Genomic DNA, 18,736 nt, shown 5'->3' with positions numbered 1-18,736 from the left:
GATGGTTTGAGGAAATGGACATACTTGTCGTCAACCCGAATACGACTTCTTCTATGACTAAGAAAATTGGTGAAGCCGCACGAAGCATTGCGCTAGCCAATACAAATATTATTGCCGTTAATCCCAAGGACGGTCCGCCTAGCATTGAAGGTTATTTCGATGAAGTTTTTGCAATTCCAGGCATGATTGGTGAAATGCAGAAACATGCTAATGCGGACGCCTGCATCATAGCCTGTTTCGATGATACCGGTCTTGATGCGGCGCGTTGCGCGGGAACAATGCCTGTCATCGGTATTGGAGAGGCTGCCTTTCATATGGCGAGCTTAATCTCGGGGAAATTCAGTGTGGTGACGACCCTCTCCCGCTCTGTTCCGGCAATCGAGCATAATCTCGTGCGTTACGGCTTGGCGACGCGTTGCGCGCGCGTTCGTGCAAGTGATGTCGCGGTGTTGGAGCTTGAAGTGCCGGGCTCAGACGCGCGAAAGCGAATTTCGGAAGAGATTGCGCGTGCAATCCGTGATGATCATGCAGAGGCAATTGTTCTTGGCTGTGCGGGTATGGCTGATCTTGCTGCATCTTTGTCGGAAGAACATGGTTTGCCAGTGATCGACGGTGTGACTGCTGCAGTAAAGCTCTGTGAAGGTCTGGTGAGTTTAGGCTTGAAAACGTCAAAACGCGGTGGATATCTGCCGCCAAGAACCAAGGCGTTTCAAGGAATTTTTGAACCTTATTCACCCGGAAGATGAATGGAACTGGCTTCAGAAGTGGATATGCAACTTTTAAACTCTATTTTGTAGATCAAATCGCGGCGTTTGTTGACACTCGATAAGCCGGGTTCGATATGTAAGTGAGTGAACTCTAAAAAAGTAATATGGTCGCGGTCGTTGATCAATCCGCGCAGTTTCTATCCGGATGCAAATGAACTTTCTTGACACTCAACCAACAGACCATAGCGAGACCGGAACCAGTAACGGAGCCACACGCTGGCATCCGGTTTATCAGGGCCTGCGGGATGCTGTTGTCGGCCATCAATTGCTGCCGGGAACCAAACTACCAGAAGATGAGCTGGCAACGATCTATTCTGTGAGCCGTGCGGTTGTGCGTTCAGCCTTGCAGGCTCTCGCCCATGATCGTCTCGTGCGGCTTGAACCCAATCGTGGCGCCTTTGTCGCTGAACCCTCACGCGAAGAAGCGCGTGAGGTCTTTGAAGCGCGGACGCTGATCGAGCCGGAAGTTGCAGCTATTGCCGCTCAGGTCGCAACCGCCGAGGATATCGCCAAGCTCCGCAAGCATTTGCATGACGAGCACGAAGCACTTCATGCTGGGCGGGACAGCGACGCCATCAGATTATCGGCTCGCTTCCATCTCGATCTTGCTGAGATTGCGGGACATTCTATCCTGGCGGGTTTTGTGGCTGAGCTTTTACCACGTTCTTCACTGATTATTGCTCTGTACTGGCAACGTCGGGAAACGACTTGTGAAAGCCATGCGCATAACGCGCTCGTTGATGCGATAGAACAACATAGATCCGATGAGGCGTCTGCCTTGATGAAAACGCACATTCTGGACCTTCTGACGGGTCTCAATCTTGACCGGACTGAGAAAGAACAGAAGCGTCTTTCTGACATTCTTCGCTAATTAAAAAAGGCTGATTTTTGATCAGCCTTTTTATTAGATCTAACGCGGAAAGCGCTGATTTTCTTCAAGAACATTCAAATCCATATGATTGCGCATATAGCGTTCTGATGCCTTCTGTAGAGGTTGGTAGTCCCAAGGATAGTAAGCGCCGTTGCGAAGAGCGGGATAAACCACATGGCGCCGCGCCTGACTGGCTCGCACCTGGCTATCGTACAATTCAAGGTCCCAACGCTTCTCGGCGGCATCGACAAGACGTTCAAGCACGTCTTTATGTTTTGTGGAAGTAGCCAGATTTTCCAACTCATCAGGGTCACTTGCAAGATTGAACAGCTGAGGTGGATCGACCTTGCAGAAATTTAGCTTCCAGTCCCCTTCCCGAAGAGAAACCATCGGCGCGACCGTGCCTTCGGCTGCATATTCCATAGGAACTGCACCTCTTGAACTAGCACCGGATACGACATCGATAAGCGAAACGCCGTCGGTCCATGGCACGATGCCGTGCAGGTTGATACCTGCGAGGTCGGACAAAGTTGGCAAAACATCAAGGGTCGATACTGCCTGTTCGACTAAACCCGGTTTTAGCTGGGGTGCTGCGATCATCAACGGCACGCGCGCCGAGCCTTCAAAGAAGTTCATTTTGAACCAAAGACCGCGCTCACCGAGCATATCACCATGATCGGATGTGAAGACGATCAATGTATTGTCGCTCATCCCACATCGCTCTATTACATCGAGCAGATTGCCAATCTTCTCATCTACATAGGAGATATTAGCAAAATAGGCCTGGCGGGCAGCCCTTACCTGCTCGCGCGTGAGATCATAGTCTTCAGCCTTGCAAGCGCGCAGCAGGCGCTCACTGTGGGGATCGATTTCACCTTCAGATAAAGGTCTGATCTTCGGATCAAGCTCTGGAATATCTGCGTAGAGATCATAGAAGCGCTTGCGCGCCACATAAGGATCGTGCGGGTGGGTGAAACTTACAGTCAGGCACCATGGGCGGTCATCGTGACCGCGAGCAAGGTCATAAAGCTTCGCTTCGGCTTGATAAGCAACTTCGTCATCATATTCGAGCTGATTGGTAATCTCGGCGGAGCCGGCTCCCGTGATCGAACCGAGATTATGATACCACCAGTCAATACGCTCACCCGGCTTACGGTAATCTGGCGTCCAGCCGAAATCGGCAGGATAAATATCTGTCGTCAGGCGTTGTTCAAAACCATGCAGCTGGTCCGGTCCGACAAAATGCATCTTGCCGGATAATGCTGTCTGGTAGCCTGCATTGCGCAAGTGATGCGCATAGGTGGGTATTTCTGACGAAAACTCAGCGGCATTGTCATAGACGCCTGTTCGGGAAGGCAACTGTCCTGACATGAAGGATGCGCGTGCCGGCGCGCAGAGTGGGCTTGCGGTATAGCAATTTGCAAAGCGTGCCGAGCGCTCAGCTAGTTTGCGCAAGTTTGGCGTATGCAGGAAATCAGCAGGCCCGTCGGGGAAGAACGTTCCGTTCAACTGATCGACCATCAGAACGAGGATATTCGGTTTTTTCATTTGGCTAAGACCATAAATGGAAAGAAATCAAAATGCAGAATGGCGGGCGTCGAAAACGCCCGCCTAAAAGCATGTTCAGTGTAGGTTATAGACCGAGTTTGGCTTTCACAGCTGCGGCACCGGGCTCACCTTTAAGGGTCGTCACACCTTCCAGCCACTTGTCAACATGTTCTGGGTTGGCTTTCAACCAAGCAGTAGCTGCAGCTGGACCTTCAGCTCCTTCGTTCAGGATTTTGTCCATTAATTCATTCTCGATATCGACTGTGAAGACGAGCTTTTTGAAGAAGTTCGCAGCATTCGGACATTGTTGAGCCCAACCGGTACGCGAAAGCGTATAAACCTCTGCGCCACCATAGTTGGGGCCGAAATAATCGTCACCGCCCGACAGATATTCAATATTGAGTTTGGTGTTCATTGGATGTGGTGCCCAAGCAAGGAAGACCACCCACTGCTTGTCTTTATTTCGACGATCGACCTGCGCAAGCATGGCCTGCTCACTCGATTCGACAATATTCCAGCCATCCAGCTTGAATTTCTTATCTTCGATGATTTTTTGGATATTCTGGTTTGCCGGAGCGCCTGGCTCAATACCGTAAATCTCCTTGCCAAATTTGTCAGCATGGGCTGACAGATCGGCAAAGTCTTTTACGCCCTCTTTCGCTACATAATCCGGCACAGCAAGAGTGAATTTGGCGCCTTCCAGGTTTTTGACCAGCACTTCAGCAGCCTTTGCTTTATCGAGGTCGTCACGGAACTTCTGCTGTGCTGGCATCCAGTTGCCGAGGAATACATCGATGTTTCTGGTCTTGAGGGCTTCATATCCAATTGGTACCGACATTGTTTTCACATCGGCTTTATAGCCCAGCCCATCCAGCAGCACGCTTGCGATGGCGTTTGTGGATGTAATGTCGGTCCAGCCTGGATCGGAAAGGCGGATAGTTTCACATGCAGCAGGATCTGCTGCAGCAGCCGCGCCCGTAAGCCCCGTGAACGCTGCCAATGCTAATGCCGTCAATTTGAGATAGCGCATTCTTTTCCCCTGTTTGGCTTTAACGAAACCTGTTCGGTAAAATCAAATTTCGTTATGTCTTGCATTCTGGCTTTAAGGAAAACATCTTTAAGGATAAGGGAAAAGACATTCATTTTTTATTGCAGATATAAAGGTTGTTTATGGTTTCTCCATCTTGGGATCTTGGCAGTCTTGGTGTTTTTGAAGCGGTGGGGCGGTTGGAAAATCTGACCCTTGCAGCGCGTGAACTGGGGATGACGCAACCTGCCGTTAGCTATCAAATAAAACGCATGGAGGAACGTCTGGGCGTCTCACTCTTCGCCAGACGGGCGCGCGGCGTCGAAATCTTGCCCGAAGGACGCATACTTTATGAGGCCGTGCGGCAAGGGTTGAATGGAATCGACGAGGCTATCCAGCAGATCAAGCGTAGACAGCGCACGCCGGGGCTTAGGATTGCTACGGATTATGGCTTTGCTGCCTTCTGGTTGATGCCGCGTGTCGCAAATTTTAGGCCAAAGTATCCAGACGTTGATGTTCGCATTACAGCATCTTCGATGCTGCAGCCTCTCGATCACAGGGAGGCTGACATCGCCGTTCTGTTCGGATCGCGCGAGGATTTTCCCAAAGATGCTATCCCTTTTGTCGGGGAATCCGTTGTGCCGGTCTGTTCTCCCGGCTTTCTGGAACGAAATGGCCCATTTCCGAATGGAAAAGGTTTAAGTTCGACAGCACTTTTGCACCTCGATACTCTACAAGGTGATCGCTGGTACACTTGGCAGACCTGGCTTGACTCTATTAGTGAGGAAATTGAGGACGGAAATTACGGTTTGGTGTTTAACACCTATAATTTGGTGCTCGAAGCAGCAATTGCCGAACAGGGCGTGGCTCTTGGCTGGGCCGGTTTGATTGATGGTGCGATAAAGCGAGGGCAACTCGTTCCGGCTTGCGACGTCACCCTCAAGAGCAAGAAAGGCTATTGGCTAGTCTTCAATCCTGATATTTCCGCGGCCAGCAAGGCATTATGCATGGAATTACTCGAATCCGATCCGAGCCTATAAGAATTTGAAGGCGAGACCTGAGATCAAAGCTTTGACGTAGCGTTGCTTTTGAAAATCGCCATTCAGCGATATACGCTTTATGGCTGTTGGTCTCAACGCGTCAGAACGTTGGAGGACCGCTGGCTGTGTTGTGACCGCTACCTGAAAGCCAGCTTTTGCTACCATCTCGATTTCACGTTCTCCGACAGCGGAACACCAGCCGTATGGATAGGAAAACGATTTTGGTCGATAGCCCACAACGCGCTCTATTGCGGCTTGAGATGCCTCTATTTCATGTGTGAGGCGTTCTTCGCTTACGCTCCGAAGATTGACATGCGCGATCGTGTGTCCGCCGATATGAGCGAGCGGATCAGCAGCCAGTGCTTTAAGTTCGGTCTGATCCATGACCATGTCATTAACGATGGCTCGCGGATCGACATCGCATTGGCTAACGGCTAGATCATCGATCCGTCGGACAGCTTCGTCTTCATCGAAAGCGCGAACGAAAGCGGCTAATCGGTCAAAAGCCTCATATTTTTGCGCGACCGTTTTGGTGCATAGGGTCTCAGATCCTCTACCGAAATCGAAGCTAATCTCCGTTGTATTTCTCAAGAGTGCTTCCGTCGTTTCCCACCAGATTGTATGGGTGCGTTCGACAAAGCCCATCGTGGGAAAAACTGTGTAGGGAATTCCGAACTTGCGGAAGATCGGAGCAGCAATCTCAGCGTTGTTGCGATAACCATCATCAAATGTGAAAGCTACGAATTTTCGATTATCCAACTTATTTGCAAGTAACGCGGGAAGATCGTGCAGATGGACTGGCACAAGACCCGCATCAAACGCAGTTTCGATTGTGTCTGTCAGAAACTCAGGTGTAACCGATAAGATGGAGTTTGGGCGAAACTCGTCAGTTTTATCCGCGCCGATATGATGCAAAGTAAAGATTACACCACGCCCACCGCTGGATGGGAACAACTTACCCAGACCGGAAAATGCAATTGCATCCAATCCTCTGCGGATTGCTGCATATCGCATATTTCGCATGAATGATTGCAATCGCACCATGTTTCAAAACATCCCCGGACACTGACATACGCTAAGACTGCACGAATGCAAGGTCTGTGTCGAAGGCCTGCGCTTCTTTGAACTCACGTTGCAACCAGTCCATGAAAACACGTACGCGTGGAGAAAGCTGCCTCTCTCGCCTATAGAGCAAAGATACCGGTGTCGGTTTTGGAGGAAAATCGGCTAGAACCTCAAGCAATTCACCGGCTTCAAGCGATTTCTGTACGTGGTAAATGGGAACCTGAATAAGTCCCAGACCAAGACAAGCAGCTGATACGTAACTTTCAGCGGCATTAACTGACATTGGCGCGGGCAGACTAAGTTCCACTACCCTGCCCGCGACGGTAAATTCAAGCGGGAGCAAACCGCCTGTCGATGTCGAATGAAAACCGACCATGTGATGGCCATTTGTTAGTTCGTCTGGATGTGAAGGCTTACCGTGACGCTCAACATAGGCCGGGGAAGCCAATGTGACCTCTTTCAACAAAGAGACACGACGAGCGATCATATCGCTGTCCTGCAGAACACCTGCCCTCAGAACACAATCGATGCCTTCGCGAACAAGATCGACATAGCGATCACCTTCGCTCATATAAATTTCGATATCGGGGTATGTTTGAAAGAAACGTGGCAATGCAGGCATAAGGAAATGCCGGGCTAATGTTCCATGCACATCGATACGCAATAGACCCTTAGGCTTTGCACCAGCAAACGCACCCTCCGCGTCTTCCAGTTCTTCAAGGATAGAAATGCAGCGGCGGTAATAGGCCTCACCGTCTAGCGTTGGACTGACGTGGCGCGTCGTTCGCTGTAGAAGACATACACCCAGACGTTTCTCCAGTTGCTTGATTGCATCTGTTACGGTTGAGCGCGGCAGGCCTAAATCTTCTGCTGCGAGCGTGAAACTGCGTCGTTCCGCGACACGGGTGAAAACCCGCATGGCATCAAATCGATCCATAATACTATTCGCCATTTTCGGATAGTGATGCCGAATTATGGATGATTATCCGGCGTTTTAGAAGCGCTATGTTTCGTCTCAAAGGTGAAAAGCGCAATCCCAATGCGCTGCACTCGGATGAAATTTTTAAACACACATCTTAAGGAAATTAGGCTCATGTCAGCAAACAAGGACAAAGTTGCAATCGTTACAGGCGCATCGCGTGGTATTGGGGCTGCTATCGCACGTCGGTTAGCTTCTGATGGCTTTACCGTAATCGTCAATTATGCTGGTAACAAAAATGCTGCTGAAAAATTAGTCGCAGAAATTATCCAGTCAGGCGGTCGGGCCGTCGCTCATCAAGCAGACGTGAGCGATGCTGCGGCCGTTAAACATATGTTTGAAAGTGCGGAATCCGCCTTTGGTGGAGTAGATGTGTTGGTCAACAATGCCGGTATTATGAAACTTGCTTCCGTAAAGGACGGCGATGACTCAGTCATTGATAGCCAGATTGCGATTAATCTTAAGGGCAGCATTTACACGATGAGAGAGGCTGCCCAGCGCTTGCGTGATGGTGGACGTATCGTCAACTTCTCAACAAGTGTGGTTGGTCTGAAGCTTGAAAACTATGGTGTTTATGCTGCAACCAAGGCTGCAGTCGAAACCCTCACAGGAATTCTTGCCAAGGAATTGCGCGGTCGAAATATCACGGTGAACGCCGTTGCACCGGGACCGACGGCAACTGATTTGTTTTTAAATGGCAAATCTGACGAACTGATTGAGCGGATGGCAAAAATGAACCCGTTGGAGCGCCTTGGAACTCCGGAAGACATCGCATCTGCAGTGGCTTTCCTTGTCGGCGAAGATGGTCGCTGGATAAATGGGCAGGTTCTGCGTGCCAATGGTGGTATGATCTAAGATAACAATGAGCGAGGAAGACCCGTTCCTCGCTCATTCTGCATAATTAGGATTTTTGGCCAACGGTATTCCAAAGTGGTTCTACAACTTTGGCCATAATAATCACTATTGCTGAACCAAGAGCAAAGCCGAAGACACCATCAGCAAAGGCCGTGGCGAACCAGTTAACAGTTCCCGAGAAGCCGGCCGACACGAACGCAGCCAGATTGCTGGCTGTTTCGGAAATCCATGCAAATGGCTGATGGACACCAAGTTCATGAAGGCCATGGATAAAGATATTGCCGCCCACCCATAACATTGCGGCTGTTCCAATTATGGTGAGAAGAAGCAGGAGCTTAGGTACGGCGCGGACTGTCCACCGGCCCAATGCGCGTGTCACCGAAAGCCGTCCTTTCCTAGCCATGAGGACGCCGAAATCATCAAGCTTTACGATGACGGCAACGACGCCATAGACCAAAACAGTGATCATAATGCCGACTACAATCAGCGTAAAAAGCTCGATCCAGATTGAATTGGTTTCGATCATGGAAAGCGCTAGTGTCATGATTTCAGCGGATAGGATGAGATCGGTCTTGATTGCACCTGCAACGCGCTTTTCCTCCAGCGCAGTTGGATCTTTTTCTTTTGAACCGCCATGCTCATGATGGTCATTGCTTGGGAAAAGTTTGTGCCAGACTTTCTCTGCACCTTCGAAGCAAAGATAAGCGCCGCCGATCATTAAAAGCGCGGTAATTGCGATCGGCAAAAAATAATCCAGTGCCAAGAGTGCCGGAATAAGCAGGGCTTTATTTCGCAAACTGCCTATCGCGATTTTGCCTATCATTGGCAATTCGCGCGCAGCAGCTATCCCAACAACATAATTCGGTGTGACGGCAGCATCGTCGATCAGGACACCAATGGTTTTGCTGCCAGCTTTCGCTGCATTTGCGGATATATCATCGACCGAAGCCGCAGCAATTTTTGCGATTGCTGCAACGTCATCCAGAAGGGCAAGAAAGCCGCTCATATAAAATTCTCCGCTTAACGCGTCAGTATCTGGGCGTTGTGCCTGCATATGTGACGGGGAGTGTCACGCGGCCTTACATTGCAGACTCGGGATTATTTGGGCAAGCAGTGCTTTCTTCCTCGTTCGTTGTTTTATAGCGTATTTGCCTACCCAGAATGAAATGCTGAAAATGCAAAAAGGCGGCTTACGCCGCCTTCAAGCTTAGAATATGTCGATTTTCGCGAAGCCTACCGGGCAGCGAGAATCCCTGCGATAAGGCCGGTTGCTGCTGTGATGAGCAGATATTGGTTATCAACCTTTACCCAATGCTGACCGCGACCTGGTTTGCGCAGGCCATAACGCTTGTAGTCGCGGATTTCCTGATGACGGCCCAATCTCCATAGCGCTCACCGCGCGACCAGCGTTTGTGGCCCTGATCACGGCGATCATAGCGCTGGAATTCCTTGCCGTGTGACGGACGGGTTGGCTCAACACGATTATATCCCGGCTTGCGTGGCTGATGATAATCCTGAGCCTGAGCAAGTGGCGCGCCAACAAACGAGAGAGCAATGGCGGCGAGAACGGCTTTCTTAATCATGGGACACTCCTTTTGTGTTGAAACGAATTTATCGCCGCGGGAGTGAACACGAGATGAATAAAGAACTATGCAAACATTAAATAAAATCAATGTGATCAGAAACTAAAAAGGCGGCAATGAAGAGTATAAGCTTCAATGCCACCTTTAAACTAAACGTCTCATCCTAATCATACCACATACAGCATCAGTGGAATGAGAACGAGAAACGCCGCAGCAATACCTGTTTCAATCTTCGAATAGAACAGCATAGCAATCTCCATTATGGTTAATGACAAATTAACAACGCGACTGCCGTGATTTGGTTCAATCGAGTAGGGAAATATCGCCAAATTTCCGAAAAGGATGGTTTGTGTAACGCTGCTACCACCGGAAGCATCGAGAAAAGTGTGCTCTCTAACGGCTAATTTCCGAATGAGCATAATTATGTGTGCCTGATTTTCCCGTAGTATTCAGATGTTCTATTTTGAATGGCTTATTAATAATCACGACGATAGCGAATATTGAAAATCTGTGTTGCCGTTTAATTTATATCTTCGGGTGGATACAAGACCGATTTCCAAGGCATTCAAGCAAAAAGTCGGAAGAAACAGATCATATCGCATTTTAATACTCAATCGGATTGTCCAAGAGCGGTTGGACGTAGTAATCCAACCGTTTTTTGTTAGACTTAAATATTGATACCCAATGCAGTAACAGCCATTTGCATCGCTTTCGAAATGGCCGAGAATTTTAATGACTGCCAGTTACGATAATCGTTGACCAGCGTTGCAGATATCCAGCAAGCGCCGCGATTGGCGGGCCGTTCCCATCCTATCAATCCCGCGTCTCGTGCACGCGCAAGAATTCTCGCAGTGTTGCTTTGGGACATGCGATAACGATTAGAAATGCCGTTTGATGTGACGTTCCCTACCCATATGCGATCTTCTGAAAACTCCCACGGTGCGCGCGATGCAACGTCGTGGAGAATGTTGTTTCCTGATTCCGCATGCGTAAAATTGGCAATGCTAGCTACTGGCCTGCACCAATCACTGTTGTGCAGAACTTCCCTCGTCATAATTGGTTGAACGTAGCTGAGAAGAGAAGGATAAGTGTTCATCAGCTCGACCCGGTTTCCATCATCCACCAGATCCAGCGCGGTGAGATGCGTTATCACCCAAAAGCGGATCAGTTCTTCCGTTTCAGGCTTGGCTCGGTAAAGCTGTTGTCGCTTATCTGACGTGGGTACAGCCTCTATCAGCTTATATTGGCGGGTCTCCTGAAGAAATGCCAGCGTGGTATTTTTGCTGGCGATTGGCGTCCCTTTTAGAAAATTGAGCAGGTTTGTGGGTGAAATCGGAGGATTTTCAGGATTGGTTGCGTGCTCGAAATGCACTGCGAATGTTGCCTGACTGAGCAGCCACTTTTGCATATCAGAAAGGTAACGCGCTTCGCGCGGCAACCTACCAGTGATGGCCAGAAGCTCCTTTGCTGTTGATGCAAGGCAATCACCAAAGCGTGGGATTTTGCATAATTCGTGTGGTTCGAAAGATTTTAGCAGTGAATGGGCAGTTCGACAGGATAACGCGGCTTCCATGATTGCATTCGCATCCGAATCTTGCAGGTTTTCCATGTTTCAAGGAGTAACACCTAAACAAGACACTCATATCATATACCGGTCTTAGCGCCATATTTAAGCAAGTCTTTTGGTTACTTTCCCTGCACTAAAAATCTTCGACATGCGCAAGAAGTGTGCTTACCTCCACACCAGAAGCACAGGGCATGACATGGCAGATATTTCACATCCAGCAATTAGCACACGTAAGAAGAAGATTATTGTTTTCGATACTGAAACCACAGGCCTCCTGCCATATGACCGGATTATCACAATTGGTGCCGTGAGAATCGAAGGTGATGAGTTGCTAAATCAGCCGCTTTATCTGATTTTTGATCCTCGAAAAGACAGCTCACCGCAAGCTGAAGCGGTTCACGGTTTCGACAATTGGATGACGCGTTATCAGGATTTGTTTGCTGATCTGGCCAGATCTTTGCGTGATTGGTTTTCGTGGGCTGACGAAATCGTTGCCCATAATGTCGAGTTCGATATGCGCTACATTCAGCGCGAGTTTCGTAAGGCTGAAGTGGAAATGCTGACTCAGCCGGTTCATTGCACAATGGACGGCGCCCGGAAGCTTTGGAGAGGCAAATCTGCCAAATTGGATGATTGTCTTTCGAGAGTAGGTTTATCGCGTGTGGGGACCCGCCATGGCGCCCTGGAAGACGCTTACTTGACAGCGGCGCTTTATTTACACCAGCAAGGATCGCGAGCGGCGTTGCCAATCATCGATCCATTGCAGGCGCCAAAAAACCTTAAAGCCTATCCAGATCGCCCCTTAGGACAGCTCCCCCGTCGCACGCCAAAGCGCCGACAGGGCATCTTATCCTCGTTCTAGTTACCGGATATGGAGGAACTGTATTCCTGCAATTGCTTCGTGCGGGCTTCAATCACGCTAGCTCGACAGCTGGGATAGCTAAGAACCTGTCCTTCCCTGCCCCAGTCACCATTTGCGTAAAAGTTGCAGGACGATTCTTTGTAGCTATTCCAAAGTCGCTGTTCTGCCAGCAAATCGGTTTTGGTTTGTCCATCGGCTTGGCCATAAACTTTTTTCCAAGCTGTGTTTAGCTTGCCATCGGCGCGTTTCAGCCAGTCGCCGCCACACTGCGACCATGCGCTATTGCTGCCGTCGGATTGATTGATGCATTTGTCGTAGATTTTGTCTGCCAGTGCTGGTCCTGCAGATACAAAAATTATGGCGGCAAGAAGTGTTCTTTTCATAACATCTACCTAGTTGAGCCTGCCCCATTAATGGCGCGATCTGTGATCAAGTCAAGAATAGGAAAAAGCCCTGTCCGCAGATGAGCTGACAGGGCTTTTGGACGATTCAGAACTCACAAGCCTTTAGTTGTGAGATTCTCGCTTCTTTGGCCAGAAGTGACGGTTATCTCTACCGCGATAATGTCGGTCGGAGCGGTGGTGATGTCCGCCTCTCCAGTCACGAGATGGCCTGTCACGATGCCAACGGGGCGGAGGCGGCGCATGTCGGCGAACACGTACACAGCGGCCTCGACGGTCCGTTACGCGCCCTGGTCCACAGCGGTAATCAACATTATGGGTCAAACCCGTTTGGTTGGTTGGCTCCGGCATTGATACCGGTGCAGCATTTGCACCGAATGAAAACATTGCCATAGCGGCGGCCAGCGAAATCACAGAAAGCTTCATGTCTTCCTCCATTCACGAGACTTGACGATATTGGGGACAGTAATCAAAAAAACGAACGGAGCGTCATCACGTTCTGTTTTCAACCTACCGAAATCATTGATGGTTTTGATATTGCGCATCGATCTAGCGCTTTCGAAGCACAAGAAAATAGATAAGAATCACGACGATAAAGGGAACGCCAAAAAGCCACATCACACCGGCGGTCAGCATATTTCTCTCCTATAAGGACAGAAACTAAAATGCATGACGGTCAAACTGGTTCCGAACAATTAAAAGGATTCACAAAGTCGGAAAAATCTTTTCCACTCCAACTTTAGAAAGACAAATCCCTTGCAATTGGAAAGGAGTGTTCGCCTGATCTAAATGATCAATTCTGGAAGTTTTATCGTACGAGCAAGAAGTTTAATTTCTTAAATCACTTAGAAGTAAGTGGCTCCCCGGGCCGGATTCGAACCAGCGACCAACCGGTTAACAGCCGGTTGCTCTACCACTGAGCTACCGGGGAAGAGGTGCTCGTTGCGTCAGCGAGGTGGCGTATAGCAGGAGGATTTCTGATTTGCCAAGCCCTAATTTTGTTTTTTTTCAATTTTTTGCATTCTGATCATGAAACCCTATATTCTCTGGTACGTTTCCAACCGAAAAGTTGCTACCCCTAAGCTGTGAGAAAGACCGAGTGACCGAAGAATACGAACCTACACCACGAAAACGCGCAATTGTGATTCTTGGAAAGCGAATCCCAATGCCGCAATCAGTGCTCATGCGGCGAACACTTGGCGGTTCATTGGTCGTCGGCGGCGCATTAGGTTTTCTCCCGGTGCTCGGCTTCTGGATGTTGCCTCTGGGATTGATCGTACTTTCGCATGACTCGCATCGTGTCCGGCGTTGGCGCCGAAAAAGCGAAATTCACATTTGGCGTAAATGGCTGAAACGAGGATCGACACCGACTGCTAGCTAGCCCGACCGCTCCTCAGTCCTGTTTCATGCTTTACCCAGTGGATTGTTTCTTTGGCGCGATCCTCGGCGTCGGATTTCGCCAGGCGTCAATTGACGGTACTTTCGCAACGCTGTCGTAAGATGGCTTTGGCTGGAGAAGCTTAACTGGGCAGCGATCGCATTGATCGGTATTTCCGTTTCTTTTAGCAATCGTTCCGCCTTATTCAGGCGCAAATTCATCAGATACTGATGAGGCGTCTGACCAAAGCTTTCCCGAAAGCAGGTTGCAAAGTGACCAGCGGATATCCCAAGCGTTACCGCCATATCTGGAACGGAAAGTGGGCGGTTGAAGTTTTCCGCCAGATAGGATTCGATTTGCCGGGTCGCATATGCGCTAAGGCCCACAAGACTGGGACCGGGCCTACCTACAAAGTCCTCACTACGTAACAGTATGTGAATCACTACGGAGTGTAGAGCGCTCAAATAGCTTTCGTCACTGTCATGCGCGTCTCTTAAGCAGCCCACGACAAGCTGACTGATCTGCAAACACGGTTTGCTGGAAAAGCTAACGATCTCTCCGCGTGTTTTCACCGATTCTGCGCTTGCCTTCGCAAGATCGCTTATAGAATGGTTCGTTTCAGGAATAGTTACCAGCAGGTACTCGACAGAATCTGGCCATGAAAACGTCAATTCCGTTTCGGCCGGGACAAAAAAAATAGTCCCCGCGATGCAGTTCGCAGTAAGTTCATGATTGTCAGCAACTTTCCACTTTAAATTGCGAACAGATTCGAGCAAAATTATTATCAGTGCATATTTCGACACATATCGTCTTACCCCTGGTTGCTGGACGCCATAAGAGAAAAAACTTTTGCCCAAGTTGTCTGGTTCTACCCAGTTCTTTTCCTCATTTTTACGGCTCCCCGCCTGAACACTTTCTTTATTTTTTCGACTGTTTTCATTGTTACAAGGCATTCTGTCCCACTCCAGAAAGATAAAAAATACTGTTAACTCTGAGAAACTCTGCAGCGTTGATCCATCTAAATTGCGTTTGGGCACTCGGTGAAAATTCGTGCAACGAACGACACCGCAATCATCTCTGTTCTGAAACAGGAATTTACACGCAAAATACAGAAATACAATTTATGCGTGTATAAAAGAATGGGTTAAATTTATATCTACCAATAATATTGCCCCATCTAATTGCAAATGATTTGCAAAAGCGCTTGAGATGGATATTCTTCTGCATTATGCAATTGCTAATTATTCGCATTAAGGAGATGGTGATGTATCGACCGATTAGAAGTGGTTTAGCAACAGCGCTCGTTGCTGGCTTTGCAATGTTGCTGGCGTCCGGAACCACTTTTGCTGCAGAAAAATTCAAAGCTGTAACTACGTTTACGGTTATTGCAGATATTGCCCGGAATGTTGCCGGGGATGCCGCCACTGTTGAATCGATCACTAAGCCCGGTGCGGAAATCCATGAGTATCAGCCAACACCTGGCGATCTCATCAAGGCGCAGGGTGCGGATCTTGTCCTCTGGAATGGGCTTAATCTCGAACTGTGGTTTGAGAAGTTTTTCTCGCGACTTAAGAATGTTCCAAGCGCGGTGGTAAGTGACGGCGTTGTGCCGATGGGCATCACGGAAGGCCCTTATAGTGGCAAACCCAACCCGCATGCATGGATGTCGCCAACTTCTGCCCTCATATATGTCGATAATATTCGTGATGCATTCGTCAAATATGACCCGGATAATGCCGAAGCCTACAAAGCCAATGCTGAGAAGTATAAGGCCGAGATAAAGGCAACAATCGATCCGATCAGAACGGAATTTACGGCTATACCCGCTGACAAGCGCTGGCTTGTTACCAGTGAAGGTGCGTTCTCCTATCTCGCTCGTGATTTTGATCTGAAAGAGCTTTACCTCTGGCCGATTAATGCGGACCAACAAGGCACGCCACAGCAGGTGCGTAAGGTGATTGATGCGGTTCGTGCAAATAACATCACGGCTGTTTTTTCTGAAAGTACGGTATCGGCAGCGCCGGCAGAGCAGGTTGCGCGCGAAACCGGCGCGAAATACGGCGGTGTGTTGTATGTCGATTCTCTTTCCGAGGCTGACGGACCAGTTCCTACCTATATCGACCTTCTGAAAGTAACTTCGGACACGATCGCAAAAGGCCTCAAACAATGAACGTTCCGATAAATCACCACTTTCAAGAACAGGCCACGCTTAGAAATAGCGCGGCTGAAGGATTGAAGGTGAAGGACGCGACTGTGACCTATCGCAATGGTCACACGGCTTTACGCAATGCCAGTTTTGAAATCCCTACCGGCACGATTACGGCACTGGTTGGCGTGAATGGCTCAGGCAAGTCGACCTTATTCAAGGCCATCATGGGTTTTGTCCGTTTGGCAAAGGGCGACATTTCCATACTCGGCCTGCCGGTCAAACAGGCGCTCAAGCAGAACCTTCTCGCCTATGTGCCGCAAAGTGAAGAGGTTGACTGGAACTTTCCCGTTTTGGTCGAAGATGTCGTCATGATGGGCCGCTACGGTCATATGGGCATGATGCGCATTCCCCGTCGTGCCGATCACGAAGCGGTCGAAAAGGCACTGAGCCGCGTTAACATGCTCGATTTTCGCAAGCGGCAAATCGGCGAGCTGTCTGGCGGCCAAAAGAAGCGCGTTTTTCTTGCTCGCGCACTTGCTCAGGATGCGCACGTCATTCTTCTCGATGAGCCTTTTACCGGTGTTGATGTAAAGACCGAGGAAGCGATTATCACGCTTCTGCGTGGGCTTCGCGATGAAGGACGGGTAATGCTCGTTTCCACGCATAATCTTGGCAGTGTGCCTGAGTTTTGCGACCGGACAGTTCTCGTCAAGAATACCGTGCTGGCTTATGGCCCAACGGAGGAGATTTTCACCCAGGCCAATCTCGAAAAGACGTTTGGCGGGGTGCTAAGACACCTTATTCTCGATGAGAAAACGAAGCAGAACCGCTCAGCCATCGGTGTGATCACTGATGATGAGCGGCCTTTCGTGCTCTATGAGCATAAGCAGCAGGGGCATAACTGATGGCTCTCCTGCTCGAACCGTTTGCTTATGGTTACATGCTCAATGCTATGTGGGTTTCAGCGCTTGTCGGCGGTGTTTGTGCGTTTCTTTCCGCCTATCTGATGCTCAAAGGCTGGTCCCTTATCGGCGATGCGCTTTCCCATTCCATCGTTCCCGGCGTTGCTGGCGCCTATATGCTCGGCCTGCCCTTTTCCATCGGTGCATTCTTTTCCGGTGGATTGGCTGCTGCAGCAATGCTGTTTCTCAATCAGCGAACCAAACTCAAAGAAGATGCAATCATTGGCCTGATTTTCACGGCTTTCTTCGGCCTTGGACTGTTTATGATTTCGCTGCGGCCAACTTCGATCAGTATCCAGACCATCGTGCTTGGCAATATTCTGGCGATAACGCCGGGCGATATTCTACAACTCGCGATCATAGGGTTCGTTTCGCTCGCGCTGCTTTTGCTGAAATGGAAAGACCTGATGGTGGTGTTTTTCGATGAAAGTCATGCACGTTCGATTGGATTAAAACCAACGGCGTTGAAGATCATGTTCTTCACGCTGCTTTCGGCAAGCACTGTTGCTGCCATGCAGACCGTAGGCGCGTTTCTGGTCATCTGCATGGTCGTCACCCCTGGCGCGACTGCATATCTGCTCACAGATCGCTTTTCGCGGCTTTTGTGGATTGCTGTACTAATTGGCGCGCTAACCAGCTTCATCGGCGCTTATGTTAGTTACTTCATGGATGGGGCAACCGGCGGCATCATCGTCGTGCTGCAAACACTGGTGTTTCTCACCGTGTTTTTTCTGGCACCTAAACATGGAATGCTTGCAGCCCGCAGGCGGGCAGCCAAAGCATTGCAGGAGGTTGAGCTATGAGCTTTCCCGACATGCTTCTAATGCCATTTCAGTTTGACTTTATGATCTATGCGCTGATCGCGTCGGTGCTGATTGCCATTCCAACCGCCCTGCTCTCCTGTTTTCTGGTGCTTAAGGGTTGGTCGCTGATGGGTGATGCCATAAGCCACGCGGTGCTGCCGGGTGTTGTGATTGCCTATATAGTTGGTCTGCCCTTTGGTATCGGCGCTTTTGTTGCAGGTATGGTCTGCGCACTTGCCACAGGTTTTCTCAAGGAAAACAGCCGTATCAAGCAGGATACTGTCATGGGTATCGTCTTCTCCGGCATGTTTGGGCTGGGGCTTGTGCTCTATGTTTCTGTGCGTGCGAATGTGCATCTTGATCACATTCTCTTCGGCGACATTCTCGGTATCAGCGCAAGCGACCTTATAGAGACCGCGATTATCTCAGCTGTGACCGCGGGTGTTCTCATCGTCAAATGGCGCGATTTCCTGCTGCATGCATTCGACCCCGCACAGGCGCGTGCAGTCGGCTTGCCCGTACGGCTACTTCATTATGGGCTTCTTTGCCTGATTTCGCTCACCATTGTAGGTGTCTTAAAAGCGGTAGGAATCATTCTCGCAATCGCCATGCTGATTGCTCCGGGCGCCATCGCCTTTTTGCTCACCCGCAGATTTAGCAACATGATGATCGTTTCAGTCATCGTTGCTGTCTTCTCGTCCTTCATGGGCGTATATCTGTCGTTCTTCATAGACAGCGCCCCTGCACCGACAATTGTTCTGCTGATGACAGTGATCTTCATTGCAGCTTTTCTGTTCTCAAGCTGGCGAACCGCACGCGCAGAAACGCGGCATGAGGCAGAAACGGCCTGAAACCTTATTGTAAGCTGTCTCCTTTCGT

The 18,736-nt window shown here is 49.6% G+C and carries 18 protein-coding genes, 1 tRNA gene and 1 pseudogene; 10 read left to right on the top strand and 10 right to left on the bottom strand.

All coding sequences use genetic code 11. The features are described from left to right. Positions 1-14 precede the first annotated feature (14 nt). Positions 15-746: an aspartate/glutamate racemase family protein gene (locus CEV34_RS24205; protein WP_007879291.1), complete on the top strand. Its 732-nt coding sequence runs from the start codon at positions 15-17 to the stop codon at positions 744-746. 172 nt (positions 747-918) lie between these two features. Beyond that, positions 919-1,638: a GntR family transcriptional regulator gene (locus CEV34_RS24200; protein WP_007879292.1), complete on the top strand. Its 720-nt coding sequence runs from the start codon at positions 919-921 to the stop codon at positions 1,636-1,638. 39 nt (positions 1,639-1,677) lie between these two features. Here the strand turns inward: CEV34_RS24200 and betC are convergent, their stop codons facing one another. Further along, the gene (betC, locus tag CEV34_RS24195) at positions 1,678-3,186 is read right to left on the bottom strand and encodes a choline-sulfatase (RefSeq protein ID WP_007879293.1); all 1,509 of its coding nucleotides are present in this window, start codon (positions 3,184-3,186) and stop codon (positions 1,678-1,680) included. Positions 3,187-3,271: 85 nt separating this feature from the next. Then, a complete protein-coding gene (choX, locus tag CEV34_RS24190) occupies positions 3,272-4,216 on the bottom strand; it encodes a choline ABC transporter substrate-binding protein (RefSeq protein ID WP_007879294.1) in 945 nt (314 codons plus the stop codon). Between the two features lie 140 nt (positions 4,217-4,356). Between choX and CEV34_RS24185 the strand changes: the two genes are divergently transcribed. Further along, positions 4,357-5,253 carry a LysR substrate-binding domain-containing protein gene (locus CEV34_RS24185; RefSeq protein ID WP_094544717.1) on the top strand — a complete coding sequence of 299 codons (897 nt, stop codon included), beginning with the start codon at positions 4,357-4,359 and terminating at the stop codon, positions 5,251-5,253. Here CEV34_RS24185 and CEV34_RS24180 read toward each other — a convergent pair. Next, positions 5,248-6,276: a polysaccharide deacetylase family protein gene (locus CEV34_RS24180; protein ID WP_235819174.1), complete on the bottom strand. Its 1,029-nt coding sequence runs from the start codon at positions 6,274-6,276 to the stop codon at positions 5,248-5,250. The genes CEV34_RS24185 and CEV34_RS24180 overlap by 6 nt on opposite strands. 52 nt (positions 6,277-6,328) lie before the next feature. Further along, on the bottom strand, positions 6,329-7,255 hold the full coding sequence (locus tag CEV34_RS24175) for a LysR family transcriptional regulator (RefSeq protein WP_007879297.1): 927 nt from the start codon (positions 7,253-7,255) through the stop codon (positions 6,329-6,331). A gap of 156 nt (positions 7,256-7,411) precedes the next feature. Here CEV34_RS24175 and CEV34_RS24170 point away from each other — a divergent pair, with 156 nt between their 5' ends. Beyond that, a complete protein-coding gene (locus tag CEV34_RS24170) occupies positions 7,412-8,152 on the top strand; it encodes an SDR family oxidoreductase (protein ID WP_007879298.1) in 741 nt (246 codons plus the stop codon). Between the two features lie 46 nt (positions 8,153-8,198). Here the strand turns inward: CEV34_RS24170 and CEV34_RS24165 are convergent, their stop codons facing one another. From CEV34_RS24165 to CEV34_RS24155, 3 genes and pseudogenes are all read right to left on the bottom strand, one after another. Continuing rightward, positions 8,199-9,158, bottom strand: a complete 960-nt coding sequence (locus CEV34_RS24165) for a DUF808 domain-containing protein (RefSeq protein WP_007879300.1) — start codon at positions 9,156-9,158, stop codon at positions 8,199-8,201. Positions 9,159-9,385: 227 nt separating this feature from the next. After that, positions 9,386-9,735, bottom strand: a pseudogene (locus tag CEV34_RS24160) (RcnB family protein). Positions 9,736-10,402: 667 nt separating this feature from the next. Then, positions 10,403-11,344 carry a hypothetical protein gene (locus tag CEV34_RS24155; protein ID WP_007879306.1) on the bottom strand — a complete coding sequence of 314 codons (942 nt, stop codon included), beginning with the start codon at positions 11,342-11,344 and terminating at the stop codon, positions 10,403-10,405. Positions 11,345-11,498: 154 nt separating this feature from the next. Between CEV34_RS24155 and CEV34_RS24150 the strand changes: the two genes are divergently transcribed. Beyond that, positions 11,499-12,164 carry a 3'-5' exonuclease gene (locus CEV34_RS24150; protein WP_007879307.1) on the top strand — a complete coding sequence of 222 codons (666 nt, stop codon included), beginning with the start codon at positions 11,499-11,501 and terminating at the stop codon, positions 12,162-12,164. On the opposite strand, the gene CEV34_RS24145 is transcribed toward CEV34_RS24150, so the two are convergent. Together CEV34_RS24145 and CEV34_RS24140 are read right to left on the bottom strand one after the other, a co-directional pair. After that, positions 12,161-12,547: a lysozyme inhibitor LprI family protein gene (locus tag CEV34_RS24145; RefSeq protein WP_007879308.1), complete on the bottom strand. Its 387-nt coding sequence runs from the start codon at positions 12,545-12,547 to the stop codon at positions 12,161-12,163. The two genes, CEV34_RS24150 and CEV34_RS24145, sit on opposite strands and share 4 nt — an antisense overlap. An 874-nt stretch (positions 12,548-13,421) precedes the next feature. After that, positions 13,422-13,496: transfer RNA gene (locus tag CEV34_RS24140), tRNA-Asn, on the bottom strand. A gap of 168 nt (positions 13,497-13,664) precedes the next feature. On the opposite strand from CEV34_RS24140, the gene CEV34_RS24135 reads away from it, so the two are divergent. After that, positions 13,665-13,946, top strand: coding sequence for a hypothetical protein (locus CEV34_RS24135; RefSeq protein ID WP_039860816.1), 282 nt, complete (start codon positions 13,665-13,667; stop codon positions 13,944-13,946). A gap of 23 nt (positions 13,947-13,969) precedes the next feature. On the opposite strand, the gene CEV34_RS24130 is transcribed toward CEV34_RS24135, so the two are convergent. Then, on the bottom strand, positions 13,970-14,980 hold the full coding sequence (locus CEV34_RS24130) for a helix-turn-helix domain-containing protein (RefSeq protein ID WP_235819173.1): 1,011 nt from the start codon (positions 14,978-14,980) through the stop codon (positions 13,970-13,972). 227 nt (positions 14,981-15,207) lie between these two features. Between CEV34_RS24130 and CEV34_RS24125 the strand changes: the two genes are divergently transcribed. From CEV34_RS24125 to CEV34_RS24110, 4 genes are read left to right on the top strand one after another with little or no spacing between them, the layout of a single operon-like run. Further along, positions 15,208-16,113 carry a metal ABC transporter substrate-binding protein gene (locus tag CEV34_RS24125; protein ID WP_007879319.1) on the top strand — a complete coding sequence of 302 codons (906 nt, stop codon included), beginning with the start codon at positions 15,208-15,210 and terminating at the stop codon, positions 16,111-16,113. Continuing rightward, positions 16,110-16,997 carry a manganese/iron ABC transporter ATP-binding protein gene (locus CEV34_RS24120; RefSeq protein ID WP_235819172.1) on the top strand — a complete coding sequence of 296 codons (888 nt, stop codon included), beginning with the start codon at positions 16,110-16,112 and terminating at the stop codon, positions 16,995-16,997. Before CEV34_RS24125 ends, CEV34_RS24120 begins: the two co-directional genes overlap by 4 nt. Beyond that, on the top strand, positions 16,997-17,857 hold the full coding sequence (locus CEV34_RS24115; protein WP_007879329.1) for a metal ABC transporter permease: 861 nt from the start codon (positions 16,997-16,999) through the stop codon (positions 17,855-17,857). The genes CEV34_RS24120 and CEV34_RS24115 overlap by 1 nt, the downstream gene beginning before the upstream one ends. Continuing rightward, positions 17,854-18,708 (top strand): metal ABC transporter permease, encoded by an 855-nt coding sequence (locus tag CEV34_RS24110; protein WP_094544716.1) that lies wholly within the window; start codon positions 17,854-17,856, stop codon positions 18,706-18,708. The genes CEV34_RS24115 and CEV34_RS24110 overlap by 4 nt, the downstream gene beginning before the upstream one ends. Positions 18,709-18,736 lie beyond the last annotated feature (28 nt).

It is taken from the genome of Brucella pseudogrignonensis (assembly GCF_002252525.1).
GTDB lineage: Bacteria > Pseudomonadota > Alphaproteobacteria > Rhizobiales > Rhizobiaceae > Brucella > Brucella pseudogrignonensis.
Note: the sequence above shows the minus strand (reverse complement) of the source record. Positions and strands in the feature narration are given on the sequence as shown.